The sequence below is a fragment of the Photobacterium rosenbergii genome, from assembly GCF_003026455.1.
GTDB classification, from domain to species: Bacteria; Pseudomonadota; Gammaproteobacteria; order Enterobacterales; family Vibrionaceae; genus Photobacterium; species Photobacterium rosenbergii.
In genome coordinates this window covers 155,947-182,025 of record NZ_PYMB01000003.1, presented here as the reverse complement: position 1 = coordinate 182,025, position 26,079 = coordinate 155,947, and the positions used below count along the sequence as shown (strand labels likewise).

Below are 26,079 nucleotides of genomic sequence, written 5' to 3'. Positions count from 1 at the left end.
CTTAAATTGATTCTAAGGCAGCTCTTTAGCTGCCTTTTTTTATACCCAAAACAGACTGATATTGACTATTAATAGTTCAGACAGTTATTAGGCGTTGATATTCCATATCATAATCATTCTATTCCCTGTTATAATATGCTCTTAAAAGCGTTGTATTATCAGTGCTTTTTACAGAACTTTACTACCCAAGAAATTTGGGTATACATCCGACGTTTAGCTTAAGGGCTAAGCACAACGACACCTTGCAGGAGAAGCGGTTAGTACTTCACCGTGATGATTTTCATCCATAATTAGTACATTCGCTAGAGAACACTCTCAAAATCCCATTTAGTTTGGAGCATATAACAATGAAAAAATGGTCTTCTTTAATGGCCGGTGGTGTTTGCGCAATGGCAATGTTTTCGAACATGGCAACAGCTGCAGACAAAGAGCTATATTTCTACAACTGGTCTGAATATATCCCTTCAGAAGTTCTGGAACAGTTCACGAAAGAAACGGGCATTAAAGTGATTTATTCGACCTACGAGTCGAATGAAACCATGTACGCAAAGCTGAAAACCCATGGTGACGGTTACGATCTAGTGGTTCCATCAACCTACTACGTATCGAAAATGCGTGAAGAAAATATGTTGCAAAAAATCGACAAGTCAAAGCTAAGCCACTTTGATGAAATCGATCCAAACTTCCTGCACAAGCCATTCGACCCTGAGAATGATTACTCTATCCCTTACATCTGGGGTGCGACCGGTATCGGTGTTAACACAGATATGATGGACAAAGATGAAGTGACAAGCTGGGCAGACCTATGGGACCCGAAATGGGAAGGTCAGCTAATGATGATGGATGATGCGCGTGAGTTCTTTCACATCGCACTTCGTAAGCTTGGCTACTCTGCGAACACCAAAAATCCTGAAGAGATTAAGGCTGCCTACGAAGAGCTTAAGAAGCTAATGCCAAATGTATTGGTATTTAACTCTGACTACCCTGCAAACCCATACATGGCGGGTGAAACGTCTCTGGGTATGCTTTGGAACGGCTCTGCCTATATGGCTCGCCAGGAAGGTGCAGAAATCGACATCGTATGGCCAAAAGAAGGTGCTATCTTCTGGATGGACAGCATCTCTATCCCAGCTAACGCCAAGAATGTTGATGCGGCGCATCAGATGATCGACTTCCTACTTCGCCCTGAAAATGCAGCTAAAATCGCTTTGGAGATTGGCTACCCAACACCTGTTGCGACTGCGAAAGACAAACTACCCGCTGATTTCGTTAACGATCCAAGCATCTACCCACCTCAAGAAGTGATGGATGCAGGTGAATGGCAAGACAGCGTCAATGGCGCAAACACTATTTACGAAGAGTACTACCAGAAGCTTAAAGCCGGTCAGTAATCCCCTCTTCTTTATATTTTAAAACTCGGGCTCCGGCCCGAGTTTTTTTATTTTCAGACCTTCCTGAGTTGATATCCTTCTCCCCGTACAAAACAGTTTTTCAACGAGTTGACTTGATCTGTTTTGATAAATGAATCAGAATATCTAACCATTATGATTACAATTATTGATATTAAAGGTTACAACTAGCCATATGAATAACACCCAATATAACTGCACTTGCTGCGGTAGACCGGTCGATGAAAAGGAAGCATTAGAAGCTGAAAAGATCATGCTAGAAACTCGGCTTCTGAAATCAAAAACAATTTTGGAAGTGATCAACCTGATTTTGAAAATATCCATAGCATGTATAGCCATAACTTATCTTCCTGAAATAATTTCACTAATTAACGACTAAAAGCGCAGGACAATCGTGTGGGCAAACCTAAACGACTTTGGTGCATTAAGACCAAGATAGCTTGCAATCAAAACATCTGGGTAAAAGCGGATTCAGCAAGTACAGATGAGGCAGGAAGCTTATTCTTCTTTGTAAGGGGTGATGACCTAGCTAAACTTGCTTTGGCTAGAGAAAAATGGAGTGCTGTCATAGAGTGTGATCCCATTACAAGGAAACCACTGATTGATATTGAATGGTGCGGACATGGTATGGACAAAGAGCCCTGCCGTAGCTAGCTTTACCTATGCTTTTAAAACTCGAGCTACGGCCCGAGTTTTAATCACTTAGATATCATCGAGCAATCCATTCATCGCTGTGTTTAGCCATTTGACCGCAGGGCCAACAGACTTCCCTTTCGGAGCGACACACTCTACCGGAACTTGCCATTCCTTATGATCGAAGGTAACAGGCAAGATTTTCATTCTTCCCATATTTGCTCTCTGTTTAGCTTCATGACTTGGCAGGTAGGTCCAACCAATACCTTTTTCTACATATTGGATCAAGACATGGTGGTCGTTCGTCCACCAATGCGTTGACGATATCGGCGGCATATAAGCCATAGATTTACCGCTCTCGCCTCTTACCATTAGCTGGCGGTATGGTATTAAATCGGCAGGCGTGACACTGTCATGTTTTGATAATGGATGGTCAGGGCTGGCAACGGGCACAAACTTAACACTGCCAATGTACCGTACATCCAGCTCTTTGAAGTACACCATGTCAGTTAGCATTACCCCAAGATCCCCTTTCCCGCTGAGTAACAAGTTGGGAACATCAGTACTACTTGCCAGCATAGTACTCAACGTTGTCGAAGGAAAATGCTGACTAAACTCATCGGCAATTGTACTGAGTTTATCTATCAGCAAATTATCATCAATTAAGATGGTGACTTCAGTTTCCTGATAATCACTTAACGCCTTCGCTGCACTTTGTAATTCAAAACTCTGTTGTAACGTAGCTTCAGCAAACCGAAGTAAATGCTGACCTTGCTCTGTGAGCGTTGGCTTGCGAGTAGAGCGATCAAACAGTTCGACATTGAAATCAATTTCGAGGTTTGCTATCCCCTGACTCACTGCAGATTGGACTTTTCCCAGTTGTCTGGCACAGGCCGAAAAAGACCCGAGCTTTGCCGCAGTGACAAACATCTGGAGTTGTTCAAGATTATACATACTATCAGTAAAGGTGATGGTAACTAACTAGATTTAATCACAGATAAAGATACATTACACGCACAAAACAACTTGCATTAGCTCAGGAAAATAATGATGACTATTAAAGAACGTATTTTGCACACCGTAATGTTTGAGGTGTTTGCTCTTGTGATATTGATGGGAGCCGCAACGATTTTTACCAGGCATAACCCCGCCGTTGTCGGTGGACTTAGTGTGGTCATGTCTTTAATCGCGATGGCATGGAACTACGTCTACAATGTGATATTTGATAAGTTTGTAGGTGATGACCGTTTAAGCAGAACTGTTAAAACACGAATTCTGCATGGCCTTGGATTCGAAGGCGGGCTAATATTTGTCACGATTCCCGTATTGATGTGGGTATTACAATTAGACTTCTGGACTGTCTTTGTTCTCGATATAGGAATCGTACTCTTCTTTTTGATTTATGCGATTATCTATAACTGGGCATATGATCACGTTAAAGCGAAGTTTTTTTCAATTAACACGCCTGTCAACTCTAAATATACCAAAGCTAATAATGCTCTATAACAGCTCCATACTTTATTAGATAAAACTTAGAACGCCCGCTTATCGCGGGCGTTGTTTTTAGGTTTCTATCCTGACATTATCACCCCAAAATGCATCGAGATAGTTTCAGACAAACATGTACAGAGACGACAGGATTGTCAGTAGGCCATAATGTCGTTACCTAATTAGTGTCAAATCTGACCTATTATCTCCAGTTGTATAACTTTGAGCTATAAATCACCCAAAAATTAAGTGATTGATATTTAGAGATAATAAACATTAAAAAATGAAAGATGCTCTCACCACCTTCTGACTGATTGATCAAAGCAATGTAATGCGTACAATGTCTAAACGAATCAAGCATCATCATTATGATGAGATAATAAGATAAATAAGATTACATGAAAACAGCTCAAGGTAATTACCGTGTATAAAAAACAATATAGTCAGACTCGAAGAACGCTAAACCAGTCAATCTCAGAAAAAGCGCAAGATAGGCTCAAAGATACGAAAAGAAAACATATGGAGATACTGAACGAAAGGCTTCTTGATATTTTGAAGAATGCTTAACTAATCATTGCAACAAGTTATTTTAAATTCCATGCAACAAGGTTTTATATGCATTGTGAAAACTGCCAGCGCCATGGCTCTTTAATTCGTATTCACAGAACACTTTTAGATAAACTTTTACGTGTGAAATACAAGTATTCATGTAAAGCATGTGGCTATATCAACAAATATTAAGATCACAGAGCCTTCGATTTTAGGCTAATCAGTAAATTAATATTTGGATGAAAAAAGGGCGCTCAAAGCGCCCTATTTAAATTCACTAACTATTATTTTCTAACCAAGTATCTCATCAACAAAGTTAGGGACTAGCATAGACGCCGGACCATAACGTTTCTCAGCAAATTCACTTTCAACCTCACTTGGCTCTAAATTAAGCTCGATAGTATGGGCACCATGCATCGCCGCTTCATGAACAAAGCCCGCAGCTGGGTAAACCGCACCTGAGGTACCAATTGAAATAAACAGGTCTGCTTCAAGCAAAGCGTCGTGAATACGGTCCATACCTATTGGCATTTCGCCAAACCAAACGACATTTGGACGCATTGGTGCAGGCATCTGGCAGCAATGGCAGTGATCATCAAGCGAGATATCCCCACTCCACTCTACTGATTGACCTGTTTCACTACATTGGGCCTTCAGCAGCTCGCCGTGCATATGAATTACATTCTTGCTACCAGCGGCTTCATGCAGGTTATCAATGTTCTGAGTCACTATGGTGACCTTACCATCCAGCTCTTGCTCAAGCCTAGCCAGTGCTTTATGGGCATCATTAGGAAAAACTGTTCCACTTTCTAACTGCTGGCGGCGCTGGTTATAGAAATTTTGCACCAGAGCTGGATCTCGATAATACCCTTCAGGCGTTGCCACGTCTTCAATGCGGTGATTTTCCCATAACCCGTCTTGGTCACGGAACGTACGTATGCCTGACTCCGCAGAAATACCTGCGCCGGTTAATACAACAATATTTCGATATGGGAAAAGCATGGCCGTGTCCTTTCTTCAATACTCTATATAGCTTTATACCATTGTTTTCATGTGGTTATAAGTAAAACGTCTACGACATTAGTCTAATTATAGATAACAAATAATAAGTTATAGTGCATTAGAGTAATGGTTTGATTACGTAATATCTCGATTGAGAGTTATCAGTGCCGACATTCACAGCGGTTGGTATCATCGCGATAAGGTGGGAACAATGTCGTGCGCATTGACATTATCATACTGAATTTTAAGACATAAAAAAACCGGTAGTGTTCGCTACCGGTTTTACAATTAGAGATGAATATTAGGCGTTATCTTGTGCGGCGTTGCCCTTCTTATCGGCTTCGACTTTCTCATCATAGCCAGGCTGGTTCTCAGGCAAGTCTTTGACTTCTTCGTACCACAAGTCGTGGTGCTCTTTAGCCCATGTCTCATCTACCTCACCGGTGATCATGCCGTCAAGGCCAGCTTCCATACCAAACAAACCAATATAGATGTGGAAGATGAAACCGCAGATCAGCACCAATGCAGATAGCATGTGCACTAGATGCGATAACTCCATATCACGACGTGTTTGACCGAATAGTGGGAAGTCGAGAATAAAACCACTGACAACAATGAAAGCACCAAAGAATATCAACAGCCAAAAGATAGCTTTCTCACCACCATTTGAGAACCCAGCTGATGGGTGACTACCCTTATGCTTACCGACCATACCGCCCATTTTCATGAACCACTGCATGTCGACTTTGTTGAAAATACTTTTACGCCACCACTTAATCAGTACTGCCACCAAGAAAATCGCAAATAGTGGACCAATATAGTTGTGATATTGCTTAGCGGCATAGATCACCCAGCCCCACAACTCAGTGGGTACGATAGGCTTGATAAAATACTTACCATAAACCAACGTCAATCCACTAAATGCCAAGGTCAAAAAGGTAAACGCCAAACTCCAGTGCAATGCCCTATCGAACCGACTCCAGCGCTTGATCTTACGGCCCGTTTTGGGCTTGCTAAGCTTTAATGGGCCAACAACCACATACGCCAACGCAACCATTACCAGACTACCGAAAATGGCCAGTGCGCCCAGCGGTGACATCCACTTCTCTTTCATAATGAACCAGGTCTGCCCCGGGACACTGATTAGCACACCGTGCTCTGGAGATTGCGAAGTAGTATAGCCTTCTTGACCATCTTTGACGGCTCGCCAATAGTCAGCACCGGCAAAGCCAATGACTTCATGCCTTACAACAGACTCGCCCAAGCGTTCAGATTCAGAGTTAGCACTGGTTTCGTTACTTGCTGCCGCCGATAATGAAAACATCAAAACCAAAGCGGTTGATAACAAGAAGAACCAATGTTGAATTCGCTTAGTCATATTACTCCCGACTGTTTGTTCAACAGTTATGTTTAAATCTCTTACCTTGAGGCAACCCCCAACATTGAGGTTGCCTCATTGTCGTTTGCTGGGCTTAATTAAGCCTTACGCACCTTGGCTGCATCATATGCAAGGTCTTCGGTACTCGCCCAACCCGCTTCCTTTGCGCCACGAGCAACAACACGCTCACGGTAGATATCAGAGATTTTCGCTGCATCGCCAGCCAGCAGTGCCTTGGTTGAACACAGAGAAGCACACATCGGCAGTTTGCCCTCAGCAATACGGTTAGCACCATACTTCTGCTTCTCTTCTACCGAGCCAGTTTCAACATTCGGACCGCCTGCACAGAAAGTACATTTATCCATCTTGCCACGCTCTGCAAAAGCGGTTTGCTGTGGGAATTGCGGTGCACCGAACGGGCAGGCAAACAAACAATAGCCACAACCGATGCAGAGATCTTTATCGTGCAGAACGATGCCATCTTCTGTTTGAACAAAACAATCCGCCGGACACACCGCCATACATGGCGCGTCACTACAATGCATGCAGGCTACCGAGATTGAGTTTTCATTCGGTAGACCATCGTTCAGGGTCACGACGCGACGGCGTTGAATACCCCACTCAAGCGCATCATCGTTTTCGTTTTTACAAGCTGTCACACAACCGTTGCACTCGATACAACGTTTAGAGTCACAAAGAAATTTCATACGTGCCATCAGAATGACTCCTTACGCTTTAGAGATTTTACAGAGGGTGACTTTGGTTTCCTGCATCTGGGTAACAGGGTCATAACCATAAGTCGTTGCCGTGTTGGCGGCTTCGCCCGAAACAAACGGGGCACAACCTTCTGGGTATCGATCACGTAGATCTTCACCCTGGAACTTACCGCCGAAGTGGAACGGAATAAATGCCATTCCCGGTTTCACACGAGGCGTTACCATGGCCTTAACATGGATACGGCCCTTTTCAGCGCCCTCTACCCACACCATCTCACCGTCTTTGAAGCCAATATCGTTGGCATCTTTCGGGTTCACCTCTACAAACATCTCTTGCTGCAATTCTGCCAGCCATGGGTTAGAACGGGTTTCATCACCACCGCCCTCATACTCAACCAATCGACCGGAAGTCAATACGATTGGGTAATCGCCAGACACGTCTTTGTCTTGGATCGATTTGTACAACGTTGGCAGACGGAACATGGCTTCACTGTCATTCCACGTTGGGTAATCTGTTACAAGGTCACGTCGAGGCGTGTACAGCGGTTCACGGTGCAACGGAACTGCATCTGGGAATGTCCAAACTACAGCACGCGCTTTAGCGTTACCAAACGGGATACAGCCGTGCTTGATGGCAACGCGCTGAATACCGCCAGACAAGTCAGTCTTCCAGTTTTTACCTTCAGCTTGCGCCTGCTCTTCTGCAGTCAGATCATCCCACCAACCAAGTTGCTTAAGCATCTTGTCGGTAAATTCCGGGTAACCATCTTCAAGTTCACAGCCAAGGGAGAAGCTGTCATCTGCAAGAAGGCTTTCACCGTTACGTTCTACACCAAAACGGGCACGGAAGTTACCGCCACCTTGAGCAACGGTTTTCGACGTATCGTAAAGAATATGAGTACCTGGGTGTTTCAGCTCTGGAGTCCCCCAACAAGGCCAAGGCAAACCGTAAGTTTCACCGTTTGCAGGGCCGCCTTCGGCTTCCAAGGACGTCTTATGGAACGTATGCCAGTTCTGCTGGTGCTCTTTCAGACGTTCAGGACTCTGACCGGTGTAACCGATAGTCCACATACCCTTGTTGTACTCACGGGTGATGTCTTCAATCACAGGCTGGTTATTTTCTACACGGATGTGTTTGAACAGCTGCTCAGAAAGACCCAACTTCTGAGAAAGCAGGTACATAATTTCGTGGTCAGGTTTTGATTCGAATAGCGGTTCAATGATCTGATCACGCCACTGCACCGAGCGGTTGGTTGCCGTTACAGACCCCGTTGTTTCGAACTGTGTAGTTGCTGGCAGCAGATATACGTTGTCTTTACGGTTGTTCATTACCGCAGCGACACCTGGGTACGGGTCGACAATGACCATCATATCCAGTTTTTCCATTGCCTTACGCATTTCAGTACCACGGGTCTGCGAGTTCACCGCATGGCCCCAATAGAACATGGCGCGGATGTTGTCATTCTGCTCAATGTTGGCTTTGTCTTCCAACACGCCATCAATCCAACGCGACACAGGAATACCGGCATTGTTCATCGGTTTCTTGCCGCTGTATTCTTTTTGGTCAAAGCGGCCCTTCAGCCACTCGTAGTCTACATCCCACACTTTCGCCCAGTGCTTCCACGCACCTTCAGAAAGGCCGTAGTAACCCGGAAGGTTATCAGACAAAACGCCGAAGTCTGTTGCACCCTGCACGTTATCGTGACCACGGAAAATGTTGGCTCCACCGCCTGATTTACCCATGTTACCAAGGGCAAGCTCAAGGATGCAGTAAGCACGGGTATTGTTATTACCTGTGGTGTGCTGGGTACCACCCATACACCAAACCACACAGCCTGGACGGTTCTCAGACAGCATTTTGGCAGTTCGGTACACATCGGCTTCAGGCACGCCACTCACGCGCTCTACTTCAGCCGGGGTCCACTTGGCTACTTCTGCTTGTACTTCATCCATCCCCCAAACACGCTGGCGAATGAATTCTTTGTCTTCCCAGCCATTTTTGAAGATGTGATATAGCACACCCCAAATAAAGGCGACGTCTGAGCCTGGACGCAGAGAAACATAGTGATCAGATTTCGCTGCTGTACGGGTACGACGAGGGTCCGCAACCACAATCTTGCAGCTGTTGCGCTCTTTGGCGATCAGGATATGCTGCATCGCAACGGGGTGCGCTTCTGCAGGGTTTGAGCCGATAAACAGGATCGACTTACAGTTGTGCATGTCATTGAGCGAGTTGGTCATCGCCCCGTAACCCCAGGTATTAGCTACGCCGGCAACGGTTGTGGAGTGACAGATACGCGCCTGGTGGTCAACGTTGTTCGAACCCCATAGCGAGACCATCTTACGGAACAAGTAAGCTTGTTCGTTGTTGTGTTTTGCAGAACCCAACCAGTAAACGGAATCTGGACCCGACTCTTCGCGGATCTTCTTGACCTGCTGGCTGACTTCATCCAAAGCCTGCTCCCAACTCAGTTTCTTCCACTTGCCGTCAACCAACTTCATTGGGTATTTGATACGGCGTTCACCATGTCCATGCTCGCGAAGTGCTGCACCTTTCGCACAGTGGCCACCAGCGTTGAATGGGTGATCAAAGGCTGGCTCTTGGCCAGTCCAGACCCCTTCCTGCACTTCGGCATAAATACCACAGCCAACAGAACAGTGGGAGCAAATCGTACGCTTCACTTCAACCGGCGCTTTAGGATCGACTTCCTTTGCCTCGGCTTTTTTCATCATGCCCGGCGCAAACAAACTTGCACCAGCCATACCACCAGCAGCAGCCAGTGAAGAGTTACGGATAAAGGAACGACGCGAAATACCTAGCTGGTTTTCGTCCTTGCTTACGTTATCGGAACGTTTAATCAGTTTCATTTATTGCTCCGCCTTACAAGGTTTCGTAGTAATCGCGAATATGCTGGGTTTCGCGATAGCCAGTAGTATTGTCATCTTTATTGCCTTCAGGCTGTTCAATCTTCGCCTGAACTGCAGTTGTTGTACCGGCAACCACAGCACCAGCCGCCACACTCAGGCCAATATTTTTCAGTAGCTGGCGTCGGCTTTGACTGGTCTCTTTATGACTGCTCTCTTTATGAATAGGTTTGTTCTGCTCACTCATAAAAGCTTGCTCCTTATCGTGTTTTCGAATCCGATCTACTCGTTTCGAAAATCAATTCTTTTGCTAAGTTTTTCGTAAAATAAATAACGACTTAAAAGACTTCTTCCAGCTATTTTCTGAGCACTCTCATTACATAGCTAGGTAGCGGTTACGTCGTCACAAAAATGAAAATTAGGTAAAGTCTAGTTCACCTCTACCAATCGTGTTTTTTCCACCAGCAGGAACTGCAAAGCTAATTCGGCAACCGCGCTATAAAACACAGCACTATTGGCAGTCTTTAGATCAATGCATAGTCGCTCGAACCAAGTTGCGATATGGCGATTGAAGAAAACTTGCTGTAAGTGCTTATCTCCCCCTTCCACCAGCATTGCCATCACTTCCAGTAAAGCGGCGATATGGTCTTCCGGCTCTTTGACACTCTCTTCACGGGCAAAGCCCAATTGCATGAGATCACGACGGAGATGAGCAAGAGGCATTTCCATCAATGAACCGGTTAGATACCAAGAGCCAAATGGAACGATCTCGCCACGACCAATACCAATGAACAGATCTTGATATTCCTCTTCAACAGCTAAAACGGTTGAGGTCTGTGCCGCCAATTTAACAACAGGCCATGAAGCAGCCATTGTGTTAGATGAAGAAGCATTTTGATTCGCTTCAACATCGAGCGCAGAAAGCCAATCCAAAACAGTTTGATCCGGTGCTTTGCGAAACAAATGTGCTAACAAGCCATAAATTTCAACACGCAGTGCACTATCTTCTTGTTGAGTTTGAAGTACTGATTCCATTTGCTTTTCCTACACTTTTAGCTGACTTTCAGGATCATCGACGATCGTCGAGAAAATATCGCGAACACGGCAGTCTTCGCACATATTCAACCGACGAATGGCTTCTCCCTGAAACTGAGAGTGATTTTGTAACTTCTCGGTCAACATTTTCACCATAGAAGCTGGAGCAAATGGTTTACCGCAACTGGTACAGCAAGCCGCTTCTTCCTCATGCAGAACCTGTGCTTCCTGGCGTGTCTGTGCATTCCAAGTCAAACCCGGATTAAGGGAAATCACTTTTTCAGGACACGCTTTTTCACACATGCCACATTGCACGCAATCTTGTTCAATAAACAAAAGACCTGGACGATCGCCAATGGCATGAAGTGCTCGCGTCGGGCATACAGACACACAGCCCATACACAATGTGCAATCTTCAGATTTGCACTCAACGGAACCATATGGGGCATTTTCAGTTACCGCAGTACGTTCTGGTTTTACCGCCGCGTTTTCATAAAGGGCATCAAGAACCGCAAACAGCTTCGCGCGTTTATCGCCTTCCAATGGAGTAGCAACATTCAATAGTGCAGAGTCAAAACCAGAGAATGCTTTTGCCTCTGAAAAATCAAATAAAGCGATACGTTCAATGTCATAGCCCATTTCAGCCAAAAATGACTGAGCCGTTGCTAATTCATCACGCAGTACACGATCGATAGTGTCAGGAATATAAGAGGTCTTTGTTGCCAAAAGCACTTGATGTGCACCATAGGCCAATGCACTGAACCAAGTATCAATACCAACTGTCGCCAGTTCTTCCAATGCAACAGGAATAACAGACTCAGGAAGATCAGCGATGATCGTATTTACGTTTTCTTCATCACGGTTTCCATAGAAAAGCAAGGTTGGTTTTTCGCCTCCTGCTTTTCTATAGTTTTCTAGTAATCGATAAACGAAATGCTGAGTATTTGCCGGATCAGGTAACGCATATGAGATTGCCTCAGTCGGACAAGTTGTCGCACACGTACCCACTCCTTGGCAAAGGTATGGATTGATTTCAATACGGTCGCCTGTGCTGGACAATGCACCAGCAGGACAAGCATCAACACAACGCTCACATCCGGTCACACCACGAGAAGAATGTGCGCAAAGATCAGGATTTAGTCGAAAGTATTTAGGCTTATCAAAAGTCCCAATCATCTCAGGCAGATCTTCGATGACATTGGCCAATTTCGCTTTACCTGTCCCAACGGCATAATAACCCGGAGCAGAAATCTCAACCTCTGTTAAGCCTGTATCAGTCATATCCACAATCAAATCAAAGCAATCACGGCCAATAGCCACTTTTGCCAGATTGACCGTCGTCAACATACTTTCAACATCACAAGACACTTCAAATGCCCCAAGGTAACCTTTTACCGTTGCCTTAGATGCAAAATAAAGATTGTTACGCTTAACACTGGTATTGGCTTTATCTTTAGATTCAGCCTTCGCTGTGGCAAGTAGGGTTACCGAATTTAGCGAAGTAAACTGTGCCTCAAGTGCCGTGATAACGTCTTCTTCACCCACCAGCAAAACATTCCCACGGCTTTCATAAGAAACCGTTGGTGGGATCAAATTAGAAAGCTCGACAGTACCATTGATGGCAGTCAGTCTCGCTTCACCATTTTGCTCTTTGGTAGCGGAGAGTGCTTTTAGTGTACTATTTAACATTATTATTCCTGTCTACTCGTCACCGTTAGTCAGTGGCGATTGAAACGTATTGTTTAGAAAAGGTTTTTCTAATCTCTTCGCTTCACACTCTTTAATAGAGCAATAACCGATCCAACTTTTCACGGAATAAAATGACTTATAGGGAGCCAAAATCTCTTTAGGACAGTTTGACCAAACCGGTTAGCGACAATTTGTCCCACTCCTTGATGACCAATGCGCCAAAATGTCCCGATCGTTTTTAAGGGTATTTTTCCCTTTTTGTCCCATTTCGTTTGTTGCCGTTAGGTTTTACTAAGACCTTTTCACTAACTTGCCATCAGAAAACGGTTTTTCTTCACTCGTTATTTCAGTAGGGATAGTGAGAGCAAGGCCGGTTTCAACATCTACCGAATCTTTTGAATCAGTCTCTGATGTACCTGACGACTTTGAAACAAGTTGTTCAGGGCTTATCTCTACGTTGTTTGCCTCTGAAGTGTTAGTTTCTGTACAAGCATTAAGTGCTTCCTCCGCAGTCTCCGCAACCTCATTCACCCATTGGCGAAGCTGCTGAGTCACTTTGGTATCAAGCACAGGCACGTTGGAAAAATCTTCCGTGTGATCATCCATATCACTGATGTAGTTGAATTCATCAGAGTGAAAAAGCTTACGTAGGGCTGCTTTTTTCACTGACTTTTCAACCCCTTGCTTCATAAACGTTGAGACACCGGAATCAAACGTAACTTTTGCCGCATCAGCAAGGGTTAATTCAGGAACAATGTCTTGAGGCTCAGAGCCAATATCTTTTCCCGCAAACTCTTCAACCTCGTTACTCGCTGAGATTTCCGGTTCGGATGAAATGAGTTCATCGTTATCGAGATTCTGATCAGACGCTTCATGCTCGGTAAGAACATGATCTATAACGCCTTGTTCTAATTGCTCTTCGCCTTCATCCTTGGCCTCTATTTTGCGTTGGGACCAACGCTGGAAGAAATTAGTTGCCACTAGAACGCCCTTTTTGCTCTTTGTTTTTACAACGTTTACGGCGATATTCTATTTGCTCGCCGTGACGACCGATAAAAGCCTCCATCCAAGCCTGAATCTGCAAAGGTGCTTTGATATGAAGAACCTGATAATCACCATCCATATAACTACTTGCCAGCCCTTGAGCTGCCGTAATCAATAGTGGAGATAGCTGCTCGTTCTCTTCCTCACAAACAAGGAATAAGTGAGGATCACGGGAGCTGAGGTTAAAGCGATAGTCTGAACGCTCATGGCGATGTAATTCCAAAGGCATGACATAGCCATCATCCTTGGTAGCTAGCGACGCTTTTTCATCATCGCCGTATAAGCAAACGTCTTCAATTGACCAAGAAAGTGTTGTCCAACGACCAACTTGCTTTTCTTCTGATACCAGACGAAATGCTATCGGCCACAATGACTCATTTTTATATTGTTCAGGCACACTCACTCCTTAGCTTTTCGGTTCGGGCTTATCTGATTGATAACCCCATAAAGCAAGGATCAGACCAACTTTATAAAAGCACTTCCAAAGAGATGACATTTCCAGAAACAAATAAGTTGGAATGATGTTTGCTAATACATCTGACAACGACTTAATCTATGTTTTAAAAGTAGACGTTCCAGAAAGTGTTGCGTATACATGAACACATCCAACGGGAAGATCTCCTTTGCATGCCGAACAACAACCATCAACAGCAGGATATTTTGATGAGCCAATTGCCAAAAATAATTAAAACAAATTCATCAGTTAACCAGACGATGACTGTCCAGGTAATGGATGAGTATGGCGATATGATGGAAAAAGAAATTGCCTGCGAACATCCCCTTACGGTTTATCTCAATTGGGTGGAGATTGTGACCCTAATGACCTTAGGTGAACGCCCTTCCGCGCTCGTGTTGGGGTACCTCAAAAACCAAGGTTTTATTGAAGATATAGATGCTATCGAATCTTTGATTATTGACTGGGAGACAAACTCCGCTGCCGTCATTACCCGCGAGAATACCGATGGCCTAGAGAAGAAGCTAGGTAAGAAAACGGTGACTTCAGGCTGTGGACAAGGGACCATGTTTGGCAACGTAATGAAAAAGCTGGAAGGTATCCAGCTACCTAAGCCGAGCATTCCCCAATCTAAGCTCTACGGTTTGCTTGAATCGCTGACCCACCATAACGAAACCTACAAAGCGGCAGGTGCCGTTCACGGTTGTGCCGTGTGTAAAGACACTGAGATTTTGTCATTTGTCGAAGATGTAGGTCGTCATAACGCAGTCGATACGTTAGCTGGAGAAATGTGGCTCAAAGGCGAGCAAGGTGCCGACAAGATTTTCTACACGACTGGCCGCCTAACCTCTGAGATGGTCATTAAAGTCGCCCAGATGGGGATCCCCGTTTTGCTCTCTCGTTCAGGTGCAACGCAGATGGGCTATGAGCTTGCCCAAAAATTGGGGATCACCATGATTGCGCGCGCCAAAGGCCACCGTTTCCAGGTGTATAACGGGATGGAAAACCTAATCCTTGATGTAAAAGGTAAAACTGGGAGCCTGCCTGTTGAAGATGCACACAAACCCAATCATAAAGGTGAAACTGATCAGCTACACACAAACCACCAGCATGGTGGTAACAAGTAATGGAAAGCAGCTATCCCGATTTCATGAATGCCAAGCAAGTAGCCGAATATCTCGATTTAAATGAAAAGAAAGTCTACGCCCTTGCCAACGACGGTTTACTGCCAGCTACCAAGGTAACCGGCAAATGGTTATTTCCTAAAGCGCTGCTAGACAAATGGCTGCTCGAGTCATGCCACAATGGGGTTTTGAATGATCGCCTATTAATAGCAGGGTCCGATGACCCGCTGTTGCAGATGGTTGTGGGTGACATGGCGAACAAACTTGGCAGCACTGCACTCATTGGTTATACCTCTACAGGTACTCGTCAGGGCCTAGCAATGCTCAGCAAAGGCCATGTCGATATGTGTTGCATCCATTGGGGCCATGCAGAAGAAGCCGCCCTACGCCATCCCGCCTTACTCCAACAATATAGCGGTCATCGTAATTGGGTGCTTATCCATGCCTTCGAACGCCAGCAAGGTTTAGTGGTTTCTCAAGAAATCGCTGACTGTGTAAATAACCGCTCCATCCAGCCTCAGGAACTGTTGTCTTCTCGTTGGCGCTGGGCGATGCGTCAGGAAGGAGCCGGCAGTATGCGGGCACTCTCCGAATGGTTACACACTCACGCCTTCACGATTGAGATGTTAACGAGCATAGGAACCTGTAATAGTGAAAGAGAACTCGCATCAAGCATTGCAAGGGGTGAAGCCGATGTGGGTTGTGCCAGCCAAAGTACCGCCGGAGAATTTGGCCTCGGATTTATTCCTCTGTGTACTGAAGCCTTTGAGCTTGTTATCCCCAAAAATATCTATTTCAGAGATCTCCAGCAGAAGCTACTTCACGCCTTGAGCGATAACGCGATCCAGGGCAAAGGTGATCAGCTTGGCGGTTATAACTTTAGCCGGAGCGGTCAACAGGTTTGGAGTGGCAAGTAACCATTCATACCCATACATCAGGGGGCTATTGAGGCTCCCTTTTTTCATCCTCATCAATTGCCATCAAAATAAAATTCCACTCATTATTTCCCCGCAAATAAAAGCTATCAATACGACAGCAACCTATAAGAGCTGGACGGTTTTGCAATCATAATGGCATTTCACCTTATCTACTCCTGCAGAACGCCTTCCTTAGTTAGCATTCATACTGTTATCTAACCTTTTTACAGATAAACCAATCAATAAAATCAACGAAGGTAAATCTTTCACTTATATACATTTATTAATACTTAATACCTGTCATATATTCGATATTTATCACTGGTCGGATGTGACAAATGAAACCCAAAAACAAAAAACGTGAGCAATTACTCTAAAACGTAAAATACCCTTGCTGAATATTGATCTAGGCCACATTTTTCTAGGATTTGCTTTGAGGATTTGTGCCACCAGATGCACACTGAAGTCGGTCATCTGACCAGTAAATTACTCTGCAATTGAATGTAAAAATAAATACCGCGTAAGGAGTGGTCATGAATTATTTCATTACCGGCGCAACTGGATTTATCGGTTCTCAGTTATTACAACGTCTGGCTAAACGTCCTGGTGATATCTACCTACTCACCTATGACAAAATTTCTGAAGATAGACTGGAAGCTCTGTTAGAAAAACATAATCTGCCTAAGAACAAGTTCCACTGCATCAAGGGCTCGATTACCGAACCAAACCTTGGCATCTCAGCTGAAGATACCAAGAAACTCACAGGAACAATTGATCAGTTCTTCCACCTAGCAGCCATCTATGATCTGACTGCTAGCGAAGAAGATATGATGCGCGCCAATATTGAAGGCACTGAACATACGCTACGTTTCGCCGAGCGCATTAATGCTGGTTGTTTCCACTATTTCAGTTCAATTGCTGTTGCGGGCCAATACCGTGGCTGGTTCCGCGAAGATATGCTTAACGAGGCGACTGGCCTTGAGCATGCTTACTTCTCTACCAAGCATAACGCTGAAAAACTTGTCCAAGAGACAGCAACTATTCCTTGGCGTGCCTACCGCCCGGGTATTGTCATCGGTGATTCGAAGACAGGTGAAGCCGATCGTGTTGACGGCCCATACTACTTCTTCAAGATCATCCAGAAGTTACGCCGCGCACTACCAGAATGGGCTCCTCTTCTAGGTCTTGAAGGCGGCCGCCTGAACCTAGTACCGGTTGACTATGTTGCCGATGCTATTGACCATATTTCTCATAAACCTGAATTAGACAACCAGTGTTTCCATATCGTGGACCCTGATCCGTATCGTTCAGGTGAAGTGATTAACCTGTTTGCCGAAGCGGGTCACGCGCCGCGTATGGCTATGCGTTTGGACATGCGTGTGTTCCGCATGATCCCATCCCACTTCTGGTCTCAGTTGGGTCAGGTTCCTGCGCTAAAACGCTTTATTGATGCTATCAGTAAAGAAATGGACATGCCGCAGGACGCACTGAGCTACTTCAACTACCCAACCCAGTTTGATTGCAGCAATACGCTAAACGCGCTATCAGACAGTAACATCTGCTGCCCTCGCCTAGCCGACTACGCAGACAAGATTTGGGACTACTGGGAGCGTAACCTAGACCCTGAACTGCATGTTGAGAAAACACTGCAAGGCTGCGTTAACGATAAAGTCGTTGTGATCACTGGTGCTTCTTCAGGTATCGGTTACACCACTGCGATCAAGCTTGCCAAAACCAAAGCTCGCCTAGTTCTGATTGCCCGTGACCTTGAGCGACTGCAGCAGACACGAAATGAAATCGAGCGTTTGGGTGGCCATGCCTTCATCTACCAGTGTGATCTGAGCCAAGATGCGCCTTCTCAGGAAGTCATCAAGCAGATCAAACACGACCACGGTAAAGTTGACATCCTAATCAACAACGCCGGCCGCTCTATCCGCCGTTCGGTAGAGAAAGCAACAGACCGTCTGCACGATTACGAACGTACCATGCAGATCAACTACTTCGGTGCGCTGCGCATGATTCTTGGCAACCTGCCAGAAATGATCGAAGCTGGAGAAGGCCACATCATCAATATCTCATCCATTGCGGTATTGACTAACCAGCCATTGTTCTCTGCTTATGCTGCATCGAAATCAGCACTGGACACCTTTACCCGCACAGCAAGCACTGAGCTAGGTGGGCAAGGCATTGATTTCACAACCATCAACATGCCGTTGGTTGAAACCCGCATGATCTCTGATCACTACCGTGAAGCGGAAGGTGGTATCCCGCTACTTTCTCCAGAAGAAGCAGCAGATTTGATCATCAAAGCCATTATTGAACGTCCGAAGCGTATTGCTACCAAACTAGGCCTACTTGGCGCCTTTATCCATGGTGTCTATCCGAAACTGGGTGAGTTATTGATGGCGACGGGTTACAACCCAGACCATGGCAAGCACGATGGTGAAGATGCAGAGCCTAAGCAGCCTTCTGCTGATGTAGTAGCTATTAATAGCATCATGCGCGAAATACACATGTAAGGATGTAAGCAATGCAAGTTTCAGTAATCCACGACTACAAAGAAGATCTTGATACCTTACTGCGCTATTTCAGTGAAGAAGACCTCATTACTGAAAAGTACCAGAAACTGGGTGCCAAGAATGTCCGTGTCGCTACGCTTGAAGAGACTGAAGATGGGTTCCGAGTGGAAACCCAGCGCGAAATGCCAGCCAATGTACCTGCTGTGCTAAAAAGCCTGCTGGGCAGCTACAACACCATTAAGCAAACAGAATCTTGGCACTGGCAAGAGAATGAGCAATTGGTCTGTAAGCTACAAATCGAAATCTTGGGCGTGCCTGCCACAATCGAAGGCCAGATGGTGTTCAGCGAGCCAGCCACTCGCCCAGGGATTGCCACTTCCAACCATGTCACTATGGATGTGAAGTCAGCTATTCCACTGGTAGGAAGCACTCTCGTATCCTTCATTTGCGGTGATATGAAAGAGCAGATGCAGGGTGAGTACGAGTTCCTGCGCGAAGTCCTGCCGCAATTGGTTGCCGAAGAGCAATAATGCTCCCCCCATCACCTTCGGCATAGCCAAAATATGCTAATGATGGTTATGTCGAAGGTGAAGCTCGAATAACAAGGAAAAGATGATGAAAACCAAAGATAGGATTTTGTCAGTTAGTCTTGAGCTGTTTAATCGTGATGGTGTTGCACAAGTTAGTACGCTGATCATCGCTACCGAGATGGGGATCAGCCCGGGTAACCTTTACTACCATTTCCGTGGTAAAGATGAAATTATTGCGACTCTCGTTAATGAGCTGCAAAACTCCCTGACAACCATCAGCAATGAGTACGCAAGCCAGGTCAAGGACTTTGATGACTACTGGCCATTTATGCACACCGTAATGGCTCTGTTTACCCATTACCGTTTCCTATTCAGAAACTTGGATAGCCTGAACGGCCAGAACCCGCAAATCAAGCGTAAGATCAGAACCCTGATCCTCAAGCTACGCCATTTGTGCAATGACATGCTAAAACATCTCGTCGAACTGGGTAAGCTAAAGTGCGATGAGCAAAGCTTACCACTTCTGGCTGATAACCTACTGCTTGTCAGCTTGAACTGGTTGAATTACCAAACGCTACTTGACGATCATTATACCGAAAGCGACCTAGCCCGCTCTGGTGTCCTACGTCTCATTTCGATGGTTGAGCCATATCTCACAGAGAATGCGAAGTCCCCTTTCTTTACCCATCAAGATTTGGTGGAAGAGTTAGTGACGTGATCAGCAAATAGAGATTTTGGTTTAACAATGATAATCAAAAACACCCCATATCTACATGGGGTGTTTTTTCATTTCAAACTAATGGAATTTAACCTTGGCGCTCTATAGGTCAAACTGCACTTCATCCAGCAGCCTTACCGCTACTGGACGGTATTGAGAAATCTGCTCAAGAGGAAGCGCATCAGCATTAAACTCCCCCCAAGAGGCCACTAGTTCTGTTGGCTGAACGCCGGGTTTAACTGGATACTCGAAATTCGCAGCGGCATACATTTCCTGTGCTTTACTATCAGACAAGAATTCCATCAGTTTAATGGCATTCTCTGAATTCGGAGCGTACTTGGCCATAGCCATACCGCTGACATTGACGTGAGTACCATTTTGCTCTTGGCCCGGGAAATTAATATATACAGACTCTGCCCAGCTGCGCTGGTTTTCATCTGCCATCATGATCCCGAAGTAATAACTGTTGCTAACGGCAATATCACATAGCCCCTCTTTCACCGCTTTAATCTGGCCGCGATCATTACCCTGTGGTTTGCGAACAAGGTTGTCCTTGAATCCTTCCAGCCATTCCTTTGCCTTTTCTTCGCCATGGTGGGCAATGATTGAGGATACCAATGAAATGTTGTAGTGGTGCTTGCCAGAACGGGTACAGACTTTTCCTTTCCATTTCGGATCGGCTAAGTCCATATAATCAAAGTCGCTTGGTAACCGACCGACACGGCCTTTTGAAGACTGGACATTTCGGGTGCGCAGTGTCAGTGCATACCACTCACCCTCGCTATCTCGGTACTGGCTTGGAATGTTTTTATTTACAATGTCATTATTAACTGGCTGAACCAAGCCTTCATCGGACAACTCAATCAAATGGCCTACATCTGTGGTTAATATAATATCGGCAGGGCTCAAGCGTCCTTCGTGCTTAAGCATTTCAGTAAAACCTTCTCTAGCAAATTTCACATTCACTTTTATGCCAGTTTCATCGGTAAACTCTTTAAATAAAGGCTCAACTAAGAAAGCCTGCCGATACGAATAAACATTAACCTCTTCGGCTGCCATAGAAAATTGAGGGAAAAATAAAGTGGCAGAAACAGCACCCAATAATAGCTTTTTCATGGATATCTCTTATAAGAATGATAGACGTTATCAGTAACTGCCAGATAGCATAAGATTTAAGGAGAAAACTCACAATCACCATAAAGGGACTTTACATCTCAATATTTTACCTTCCATAAATCCCAACCCGCCTACCCAAACATCGAATGATGGAAATTTTTCCATACTTATCAAGAAAATAAACCCCAAAAGGCTGTGTAACTACAGCTTAAGCTACTCCCAACAATATTAATTTAAGTGACAATTTTAATAATTAAAAACAATTAGCCTGCTTGATGAATAAAATAATCAACACTATTAATGGATGGTTACTTTGAATCGTACTTACTCATATCGTAAATTTGTTTTCCAATTAAAATAGTCTTTTACATTTTGAAAAAGTATCTCTGTCTGTATTGTGCTAAAAATTGACAAGTAGCATAGATGGATGACCAAAATGAACATCAAACTTTTTAAAAGCCTATCAGAATCAACAATCTGTATTGTTGTGTTCTACACATGCTTCCATTGGTTGATGGTCAGGTTTGCTGGCGAATTCTATACCGACATCATTGGTAAGTTCTACCGATTTTATTTCGTTTCATCTGTGTTGTTTATCGCCTTAGAAATCCTACAGTTCTATCGGGGCAGTTCATGGGGGTACCTAGCCTATGCATTTGCTACCGTCGCCATCATGGCCTCGTCCTTTGAGCCTAACTTACTTAACGAGTTGGCTCTCCAGATGATGATAACTATTGGCGCACTTGGGTTTGTATTTTGTATGTACCAATGGTGGGAAGACAAAGGCTGGGAAGATCAAGAGCCCTAGCAGCAGAGCGACAACCAGTCGCCTACCCAATTAACGATAAACTGACTTTACCAACTCCTTAGCCCAAGCTACCCTTGTCTGTATTGCTATACATCGTTTTATCAACAAGGAGTGGTTTTGTTTCGCCAACTCAATCGGCTATTTGCCATCTGCCTGGCCATGTCCATATCAACAGTTCATGCCAGTAAGCTCAATACAGATAACATCCAGACAGCTTCAGTTAGTACGTACGTAACTGATCTCGATACCAACAAAACACTCTTCCAGAAGAACTCTGACATCGTGATGCCTATTGCCTCACTGACTAAAGTGATGACCGCGATGGTCGTTCTGGATGCCAAACTTTCCTTGGGCGAAGCAATCAGCTTTGAAAAGATAGACAAAGAAAAGATCTACAATGGTTATTCGCGTATCAGGATGGGGTCTACGCTAAGTCGAGGGGAAGCCCTTCATATTGCCCTTATGTCTTCAGAAAACCTCGCTACGGCAGCCTTAGCCCGCCAATACCCTGGTGGTTATGATGCTTTCATAGAAGCAATGAACGCCAAAGCAAAATCCCTAGATATGAAAGACACGGTGTTTGTCGATAGCTCGGGTTTAGACCCCAATAACGTGTCTACCGCTGCTGATATCACCAAAATGGTAAAAGCTGCCTACAAATACCCGAAAATCAAAGAATACAGCACAACACCTGTGCATACCGCCTATTTCAAAAAACCACGTTACAAGCTGGGTTACACCAACACCAACGCGCTTGTCAGGGGCCAGAAATGGAATGTCGGGTTGAGTAAAACAGGTTATTTGGATATTGCAGGGCATTGCTTGGCTATGGTCACCCATGTGGAAGGCCGACAGTTACTGATTGTTACGCTAGATGCTTATGGCAAACTGACGCCTGTTGGTGATGCTGGTAGGATCAAGAAATGGCTACAAAGTGGCAATAGCGGCAAGGTGTCGGAATCTGCGATGCACTACCAAAAGCAGAAGCTCTCAACCTTAACAAACTAAGCTCTAATAATTGTGAGCGAAAAATTCACAGCGATTAAAATAAAACGAGCCCTTAAATGGGCTCTTTTTTTACATCGTAATTATGTAAACCAACTCAACTGGCTTTCTTATCAATCGACTCACCCGCTTCTTTGAATTTCTCTTTGATAAAGCCAGCCATCAACTTCATCGCGTCCCGAGCTTCGCTTAATTGATAAAAAAGCGGATAGACATGAGGAACGCCCTTAACCACGTTGATCGTGACATCGTTACCGGCCTCACCCATCCTCTGGGCAAGGTGAATGGCATCATCCATTAGCAACTCTTCGGTGCCCGATGTTATAAAGGTTGGCGGTAAATCACGATGGTCAGCGTAATACGGGGAAATATCAGGGTCACAGGGGTTTTGCATTCCAATGTAGTTATTACGCATCAAAAGTAAGGTGCTTAAATCAAAAAATGGGTCATCCTTACATTTCTTAAACGCTGACTCCCCAGTCACAGCCATATCTGACACTGGCGACATCAAAATACCACCAGCAGGCTGCGGTAATTTGGCTTCGCGAATCCTAAGCATCGTCGTCAGCACTAAGTTACCACCTGCAGAATCCCCTGCGAAGAAGATTTGGTGTGGGTGGTAGCCTTTGACCAATAACCCTCTGTACACTGCAAAGCAGTCATCTGGGGCCGCAGGATATGGGTTTTCGGGCGCTAATCGATAATTCACCATAAGTCCACGCGAGCTGGTGTGATTAGCTAAGCGCGCTAAGAAGGCGTTGTGGATCTTTGGGCTGTGAAAGCAAAACCCTCCACCATGGAAGTAAAGGATAATCTTGTTACCGCTACTCTTGGGCATATCGACCCAATCGCAAGACACGTCGGCGAAGCGGGTTGGTGTGATCTCCATCCCCTTTGGTGCAGCAATGAAAGGCCCATAGTTATCAATAGATAAAATGAGATCACGCATTTCTTCGGTTGATTCACAGTTTGCAAGACGTTGCCGCATAATTCGGAATAAAACCTTGTTGAAAGCCCTATTACGCCAACTATCCATATACGCCACCTTTTTTACAATTCATTTACAAAGTTAGAATTAAACAAGGGGTTTGGTCAATATCTGGTAGCAAAAAAATGATGCTTTTCTTTAAGAAGTGCCTAGTTTTCTGTCATTTAAGGTTAAAACAACTGTTTTTCTAGGGTGCAAAAAAACTCTGCCAATAAAGGCAGCAAAAATAGCAAAAAAGGTGCGCGTGCATGGCCCACGCGCAACCTAAAGGCTTCACAACCTGCAGACTGGGAACGGTTGGTCAGCCCGGAGCTACTTATTGTCTGGCTGGCATAAACGTAGCTCCGTATTGGCAGTTACTCTGCTTCTGCCAATTTCTCAACGGCTTGAGTCAGTTTGTCGATTTTCTCGTCCATACGCTCAAGCTTCTCACGGTCAACGCCACTTAGGCGGTAGAACAGATCATTCATACCTGCTTCTACTTCTTCAGTCGCTTTTTCCGTGTTCTTACCAATACACTCTTTCGCTTGGATTTCGACTTCTTTACCGCGTTCAACTAGGTCATCAAACATCAAGTTTGACTTCTCGTTAAGCTGCTGGGCTTCTTCCAAGCTACGGCTGTAAATACCAAGGCCTGCTAACCAAATGTTACGTGCAATGCCTTCACCACTTTCAACGACATTTTTTGCCGCTTTCACTACTGTATTGTTGCTCATAATCATATCCTCTTGCGTTATCTTGCTTTAAGCACGCTCGATTTAACTCACGGCTGCATATCTATTGGAAGCTATGCTTACACCACTTCAGGTTTTGTACTTACCGCAGGCTTGTCTTCAGCTTTAGCCTTTGGTTCCGCAACAGCGCTAGTTGCCGCTACGGTCTGTGGCTTTACCGGCGCTTCGACCTCTTTTTTCTCAGCTTCTGGCTTAGCCGCTGGAACTGGCTGTGCAGCTTTTACTGTTTTGCGGCGTGCAACACTTGGTTTCTTGGCTGCAGGCGCTGCTTTTTCAGTGGCTTTCGCAGCGGTACGCTTACGTGGAGCCGGCTTTTTCTCAGCTTGTGCTTTCTGGCGTTCTACCAGTGCTTCAATGTTGGCAGTTAGCTGGTCGATCTTGTCATCAACACGATCTAGGCGCTCGTTGTCCAAACCAATGAATTTCTGAACCATGTTGTGCATGCGTTCTTCAATTGCCACTGAAGTCTGGCTGCGTGCTGTGTGTACTCGCTCTTTCGTTTTCGACTCAACTGCACGACCACGCTCAATCAACTCATCAAAAAGGCTCTTGCCTTTATCAGAAAGCTGATTCATTTCTTCAGCACTTTTGGCGTAAGCACCAAGGCCCGCTAACCAAATGTTGTAAACCATTGCGTCACGAATCTGCTCTTTATTTGATTCTTCCGCAGTCTGTTTAAAAATCCCCATCAGTGTCCCCTCCATAACTTTTGCGATAGTGCCAGCCAGTGGGTATTGCCTGACTGCTTGTATGTAATTTACGAATTTCAATTAGAATGTTCTCCCTAAAACAACACTTTATCGCGAGAGAGAATATGTTTGTGAGGATTGTCACAATAGAGGCTTGGAAACAGCTTGCTAATCAGAGGGATAAAAAAAGAGCTCGTCACGAGCTCTTTTAAAAAATAATTAAAATTATTTTGACTTAACTCGCCAGGAGATGCTTGTCGAGTTGTTCAGTAATATGGCTTTCAATAGTAGATGCAAAGAAGGCGGCAGCAAAGCCAACAAGCTGGAGCTGAATCGTAATCTTCCCTTCTTCAGCGTGCAAATAACCTTTTGCAGCAGAATGTTTGATATGCATTTTATCGTCTTGCCAGGACCAAGTAAGGCCATACTCCTGTTCAAGTTGACCTGCAATTTTTTCACTCATCGTAGTAATGTCATCATGAGCTCGGTCATGATGGCGTTCAATTAAAATCGTCACAGAAGTTCTCGCGCATTAGTGTATTTACTCAGTCACCTTTTGTTAACATACGGCCTAACTACAAAAATTTCTGTGGTTCAGATCTAACATTTTGAAATTTGTTGCAGATACCAGATAGGAATATGCCTCACCTGTCATATTTGCATCAATCA

Annotated in this window: 24 protein-coding genes; 9 read left to right on the top strand and 15 right to left on the bottom strand. The window is 44.9% G+C overall.

What is annotated here, in order from left to right:
* Positions 1-347: 347 nt before the first annotated feature.
* Positions 348-1,391 carry an extracellular solute-binding protein gene (locus C9J01_RS10615; protein WP_107298122.1) on the top strand — a complete coding sequence of 348 codons (1,044 nt, stop codon included), beginning with the start codon at positions 348-350 and terminating at the stop codon, positions 1,389-1,391.
* Between the two features lie 720 nt (positions 1,392-2,111).
* Here the strand turns inward: C9J01_RS10615 and C9J01_RS10600 are convergent.
* The gene (locus tag C9J01_RS10600; protein WP_107298119.1) at positions 2,112-2,996 is read right to left on the bottom strand and encodes a LysR family transcriptional regulator; all 885 of its coding nucleotides are present in this window, start codon (positions 2,994-2,996) and stop codon (positions 2,112-2,114) included.
* A 96-nt stretch (positions 2,997-3,092) separates the two neighbouring features.
* Between C9J01_RS10600 and C9J01_RS10595 the strand changes: the two genes are divergently transcribed.
* Positions 3,093-3,548 carry a PACE efflux transporter gene (locus C9J01_RS10595; RefSeq protein ID WP_107298118.1) on the top strand — a complete coding sequence of 152 codons (456 nt, stop codon included), beginning with the start codon at positions 3,093-3,095 and terminating at the stop codon, positions 3,546-3,548.
* Between the two features lie 822 nt (positions 3,549-4,370).
* Here the strand turns inward: C9J01_RS10595 and cobB are convergent.
* The 9 genes from cobB to C9J01_RS10550 form a co-directional block, all read right to left on the bottom strand.
* On the bottom strand, positions 4,371-5,081 hold the full coding sequence (gene cobB, locus C9J01_RS10590) for a Sir2 family NAD+-dependent deacetylase (RefSeq protein ID WP_107298117.1): 711 nt from the start codon (positions 5,079-5,081) through the stop codon (positions 4,371-4,373).
* Positions 5,082-5,382: 301 nt separating this feature from the next.
* Positions 5,383-6,459 carry a formate dehydrogenase subunit gamma gene (locus C9J01_RS10585; protein WP_107298116.1) on the bottom strand — a complete coding sequence of 359 codons (1,077 nt, stop codon included), beginning with the start codon at positions 6,457-6,459 and terminating at the stop codon, positions 5,383-5,385.
* A 98-nt stretch (positions 6,460-6,557) separates the two neighbouring features.
* Positions 6,558-7,175 (bottom strand): formate dehydrogenase FDH3 subunit beta, encoded by a 618-nt coding sequence (fdh3B, locus tag C9J01_RS10580; protein ID WP_107298115.1) that lies wholly within the window; start codon positions 7,173-7,175, stop codon positions 6,558-6,560.
* Positions 7,176-7,187: 12 nt separating this feature from the next.
* Positions 7,188-10,043 (bottom strand): formate dehydrogenase subunit alpha, encoded by a 2,856-nt coding sequence (locus C9J01_RS10575; protein ID WP_107298114.1) that lies wholly within the window; start codon positions 10,041-10,043, stop codon positions 7,188-7,190.
* Between the two features lie 13 nt (positions 10,044-10,056).
* A complete protein-coding gene (locus tag C9J01_RS10570; RefSeq protein WP_107298113.1) occupies positions 10,057-10,287 on the bottom strand; it encodes a twin-arginine translocation signal domain-containing protein in 231 nt (76 codons plus the stop codon).
* A 182-nt stretch (positions 10,288-10,469) separates the two neighbouring features.
* Positions 10,470-11,075: a TorD/DmsD family molecular chaperone gene (locus C9J01_RS10565; RefSeq protein ID WP_107298112.1), complete on the bottom strand. Its 606-nt coding sequence runs from the start codon at positions 11,073-11,075 to the stop codon at positions 10,470-10,472.
* Positions 11,076-11,084: 9 nt separating this feature from the next.
* Entirely contained in the window at positions 11,085-12,764 is a 1,680-nt protein-coding gene (locus C9J01_RS10560) for a 4Fe-4S binding protein (protein WP_107298111.1), read from the bottom strand.
* Positions 12,765-13,055: 291 nt separating this feature from the next.
* Positions 13,056-13,745 carry a DUF3306 domain-containing protein gene (locus C9J01_RS10555; protein WP_158264523.1) on the bottom strand — a complete coding sequence of 230 codons (690 nt, stop codon included), beginning with the start codon at positions 13,743-13,745 and terminating at the stop codon, positions 13,056-13,058.
* Positions 13,735-14,205 (bottom strand): DUF3305 domain-containing protein, encoded by a 471-nt coding sequence (locus tag C9J01_RS10550; RefSeq protein ID WP_107298109.1) that lies wholly within the window; start codon positions 14,203-14,205, stop codon positions 13,735-13,737. The genes C9J01_RS10555 and C9J01_RS10550 overlap by 11 nt, the downstream gene beginning before the upstream one ends.
* Before the next feature lie 266 nt (positions 14,206-14,471).
* Between C9J01_RS10550 and fdhD the strand changes: the two genes are divergently transcribed.
* From fdhD to C9J01_RS10525, 5 genes are all read left to right on the top strand, one after another.
* Positions 14,472-15,389 (top strand): formate dehydrogenase accessory sulfurtransferase FdhD, encoded by a 918-nt coding sequence (gene fdhD / locus C9J01_RS10545; protein ID WP_170114896.1) that lies wholly within the window; start codon positions 14,472-14,474, stop codon positions 15,387-15,389.
* The gene (locus tag C9J01_RS10540) at positions 15,389-16,303 is read left to right on the top strand and encodes a helix-turn-helix transcriptional regulator (RefSeq protein WP_107298108.1); all 915 of its coding nucleotides are present in this window, start codon (positions 15,389-15,391) and stop codon (positions 16,301-16,303) included. The genes fdhD and C9J01_RS10540 overlap by 1 nt, the downstream gene beginning before the upstream one ends.
* A 533-nt stretch (positions 16,304-16,836) precedes the next feature.
* Positions 16,837-18,822: an SDR family oxidoreductase gene (locus C9J01_RS10535; RefSeq protein WP_107298107.1), complete on the top strand. Its 1,986-nt coding sequence runs from the start codon at positions 16,837-16,839 to the stop codon at positions 18,820-18,822.
* An 11-nt stretch (positions 18,823-18,833) separates the two neighbouring features.
* Positions 18,834-19,352: a DUF2505 domain-containing protein gene (locus C9J01_RS10530; protein ID WP_107298106.1), complete on the top strand. Its 519-nt coding sequence runs from the start codon at positions 18,834-18,836 to the stop codon at positions 19,350-19,352.
* Positions 19,353-19,437: 85 nt separating this feature from the next.
* Positions 19,438-20,070 carry a TetR/AcrR family transcriptional regulator gene (locus C9J01_RS10525; RefSeq protein ID WP_107298105.1) on the top strand — a complete coding sequence of 211 codons (633 nt, stop codon included), beginning with the start codon at positions 19,438-19,440 and terminating at the stop codon, positions 20,068-20,070.
* A 102-nt stretch (positions 20,071-20,172) separates the two neighbouring features.
* Here C9J01_RS10525 and C9J01_RS10520 read toward each other — a convergent pair whose 3' ends face one another.
* Positions 20,173-21,186: a Fe(3+) ABC transporter substrate-binding protein gene (locus tag C9J01_RS10520; protein ID WP_107298104.1), complete on the bottom strand. Its 1,014-nt coding sequence runs from the start codon at positions 21,184-21,186 to the stop codon at positions 20,173-20,175.
* A gap of 436 nt (positions 21,187-21,622) precedes the next feature.
* Between C9J01_RS10520 and C9J01_RS10515 the strand changes: the two genes are divergently transcribed.
* Both C9J01_RS10515 and pbpG read left to right on the top strand, forming a co-directional pair.
* Positions 21,623-21,994: a hypothetical protein gene (locus tag C9J01_RS10515; protein WP_107298103.1), complete on the top strand. Its 372-nt coding sequence runs from the start codon at positions 21,623-21,625 to the stop codon at positions 21,992-21,994.
* Positions 21,995-22,105: 111 nt separating this feature from the next.
* On the top strand, positions 22,106-23,002 hold the full coding sequence (gene pbpG / locus C9J01_RS10510; RefSeq protein WP_419686669.1) for a D-alanyl-D-alanine endopeptidase: 897 nt from the start codon (positions 22,106-22,108) through the stop codon (positions 23,000-23,002).
* A 94-nt stretch (positions 23,003-23,096) separates the two neighbouring features.
* Here the strand turns inward: pbpG and C9J01_RS10505 are convergent, their stop codons facing one another.
* From C9J01_RS10505 to C9J01_RS10490, 4 genes are all read right to left on the bottom strand, one after another.
* Positions 23,097-24,035: an alpha/beta hydrolase gene (locus C9J01_RS10505; RefSeq protein WP_107298102.1), complete on the bottom strand. Its 939-nt coding sequence runs from the start codon at positions 24,033-24,035 to the stop codon at positions 23,097-23,099.
* A 308-nt stretch (positions 24,036-24,343) separates the two neighbouring features.
* Positions 24,344-24,703: a phasin family protein gene (locus C9J01_RS10500; RefSeq protein ID WP_107298101.1), complete on the bottom strand. Its 360-nt coding sequence runs from the start codon at positions 24,701-24,703 to the stop codon at positions 24,344-24,346.
* 77 nt (positions 24,704-24,780) lie between these two features.
* The gene (locus tag C9J01_RS10495) at positions 24,781-25,491 is read right to left on the bottom strand and encodes a phasin-related domain-containing protein (protein WP_237156937.1); all 711 of its coding nucleotides are present in this window, start codon (positions 25,489-25,491) and stop codon (positions 24,781-24,783) included.
* 154 nt (positions 25,492-25,645) lie between these two features.
* Positions 25,646-25,927, bottom strand: coding sequence for a polyhydroxyalkanoic acid system family protein (locus C9J01_RS10490; RefSeq protein ID WP_107298099.1), 282 nt, complete (start codon positions 25,925-25,927; stop codon positions 25,646-25,648).
* Positions 25,928-26,079 lie beyond the last annotated feature (152 nt).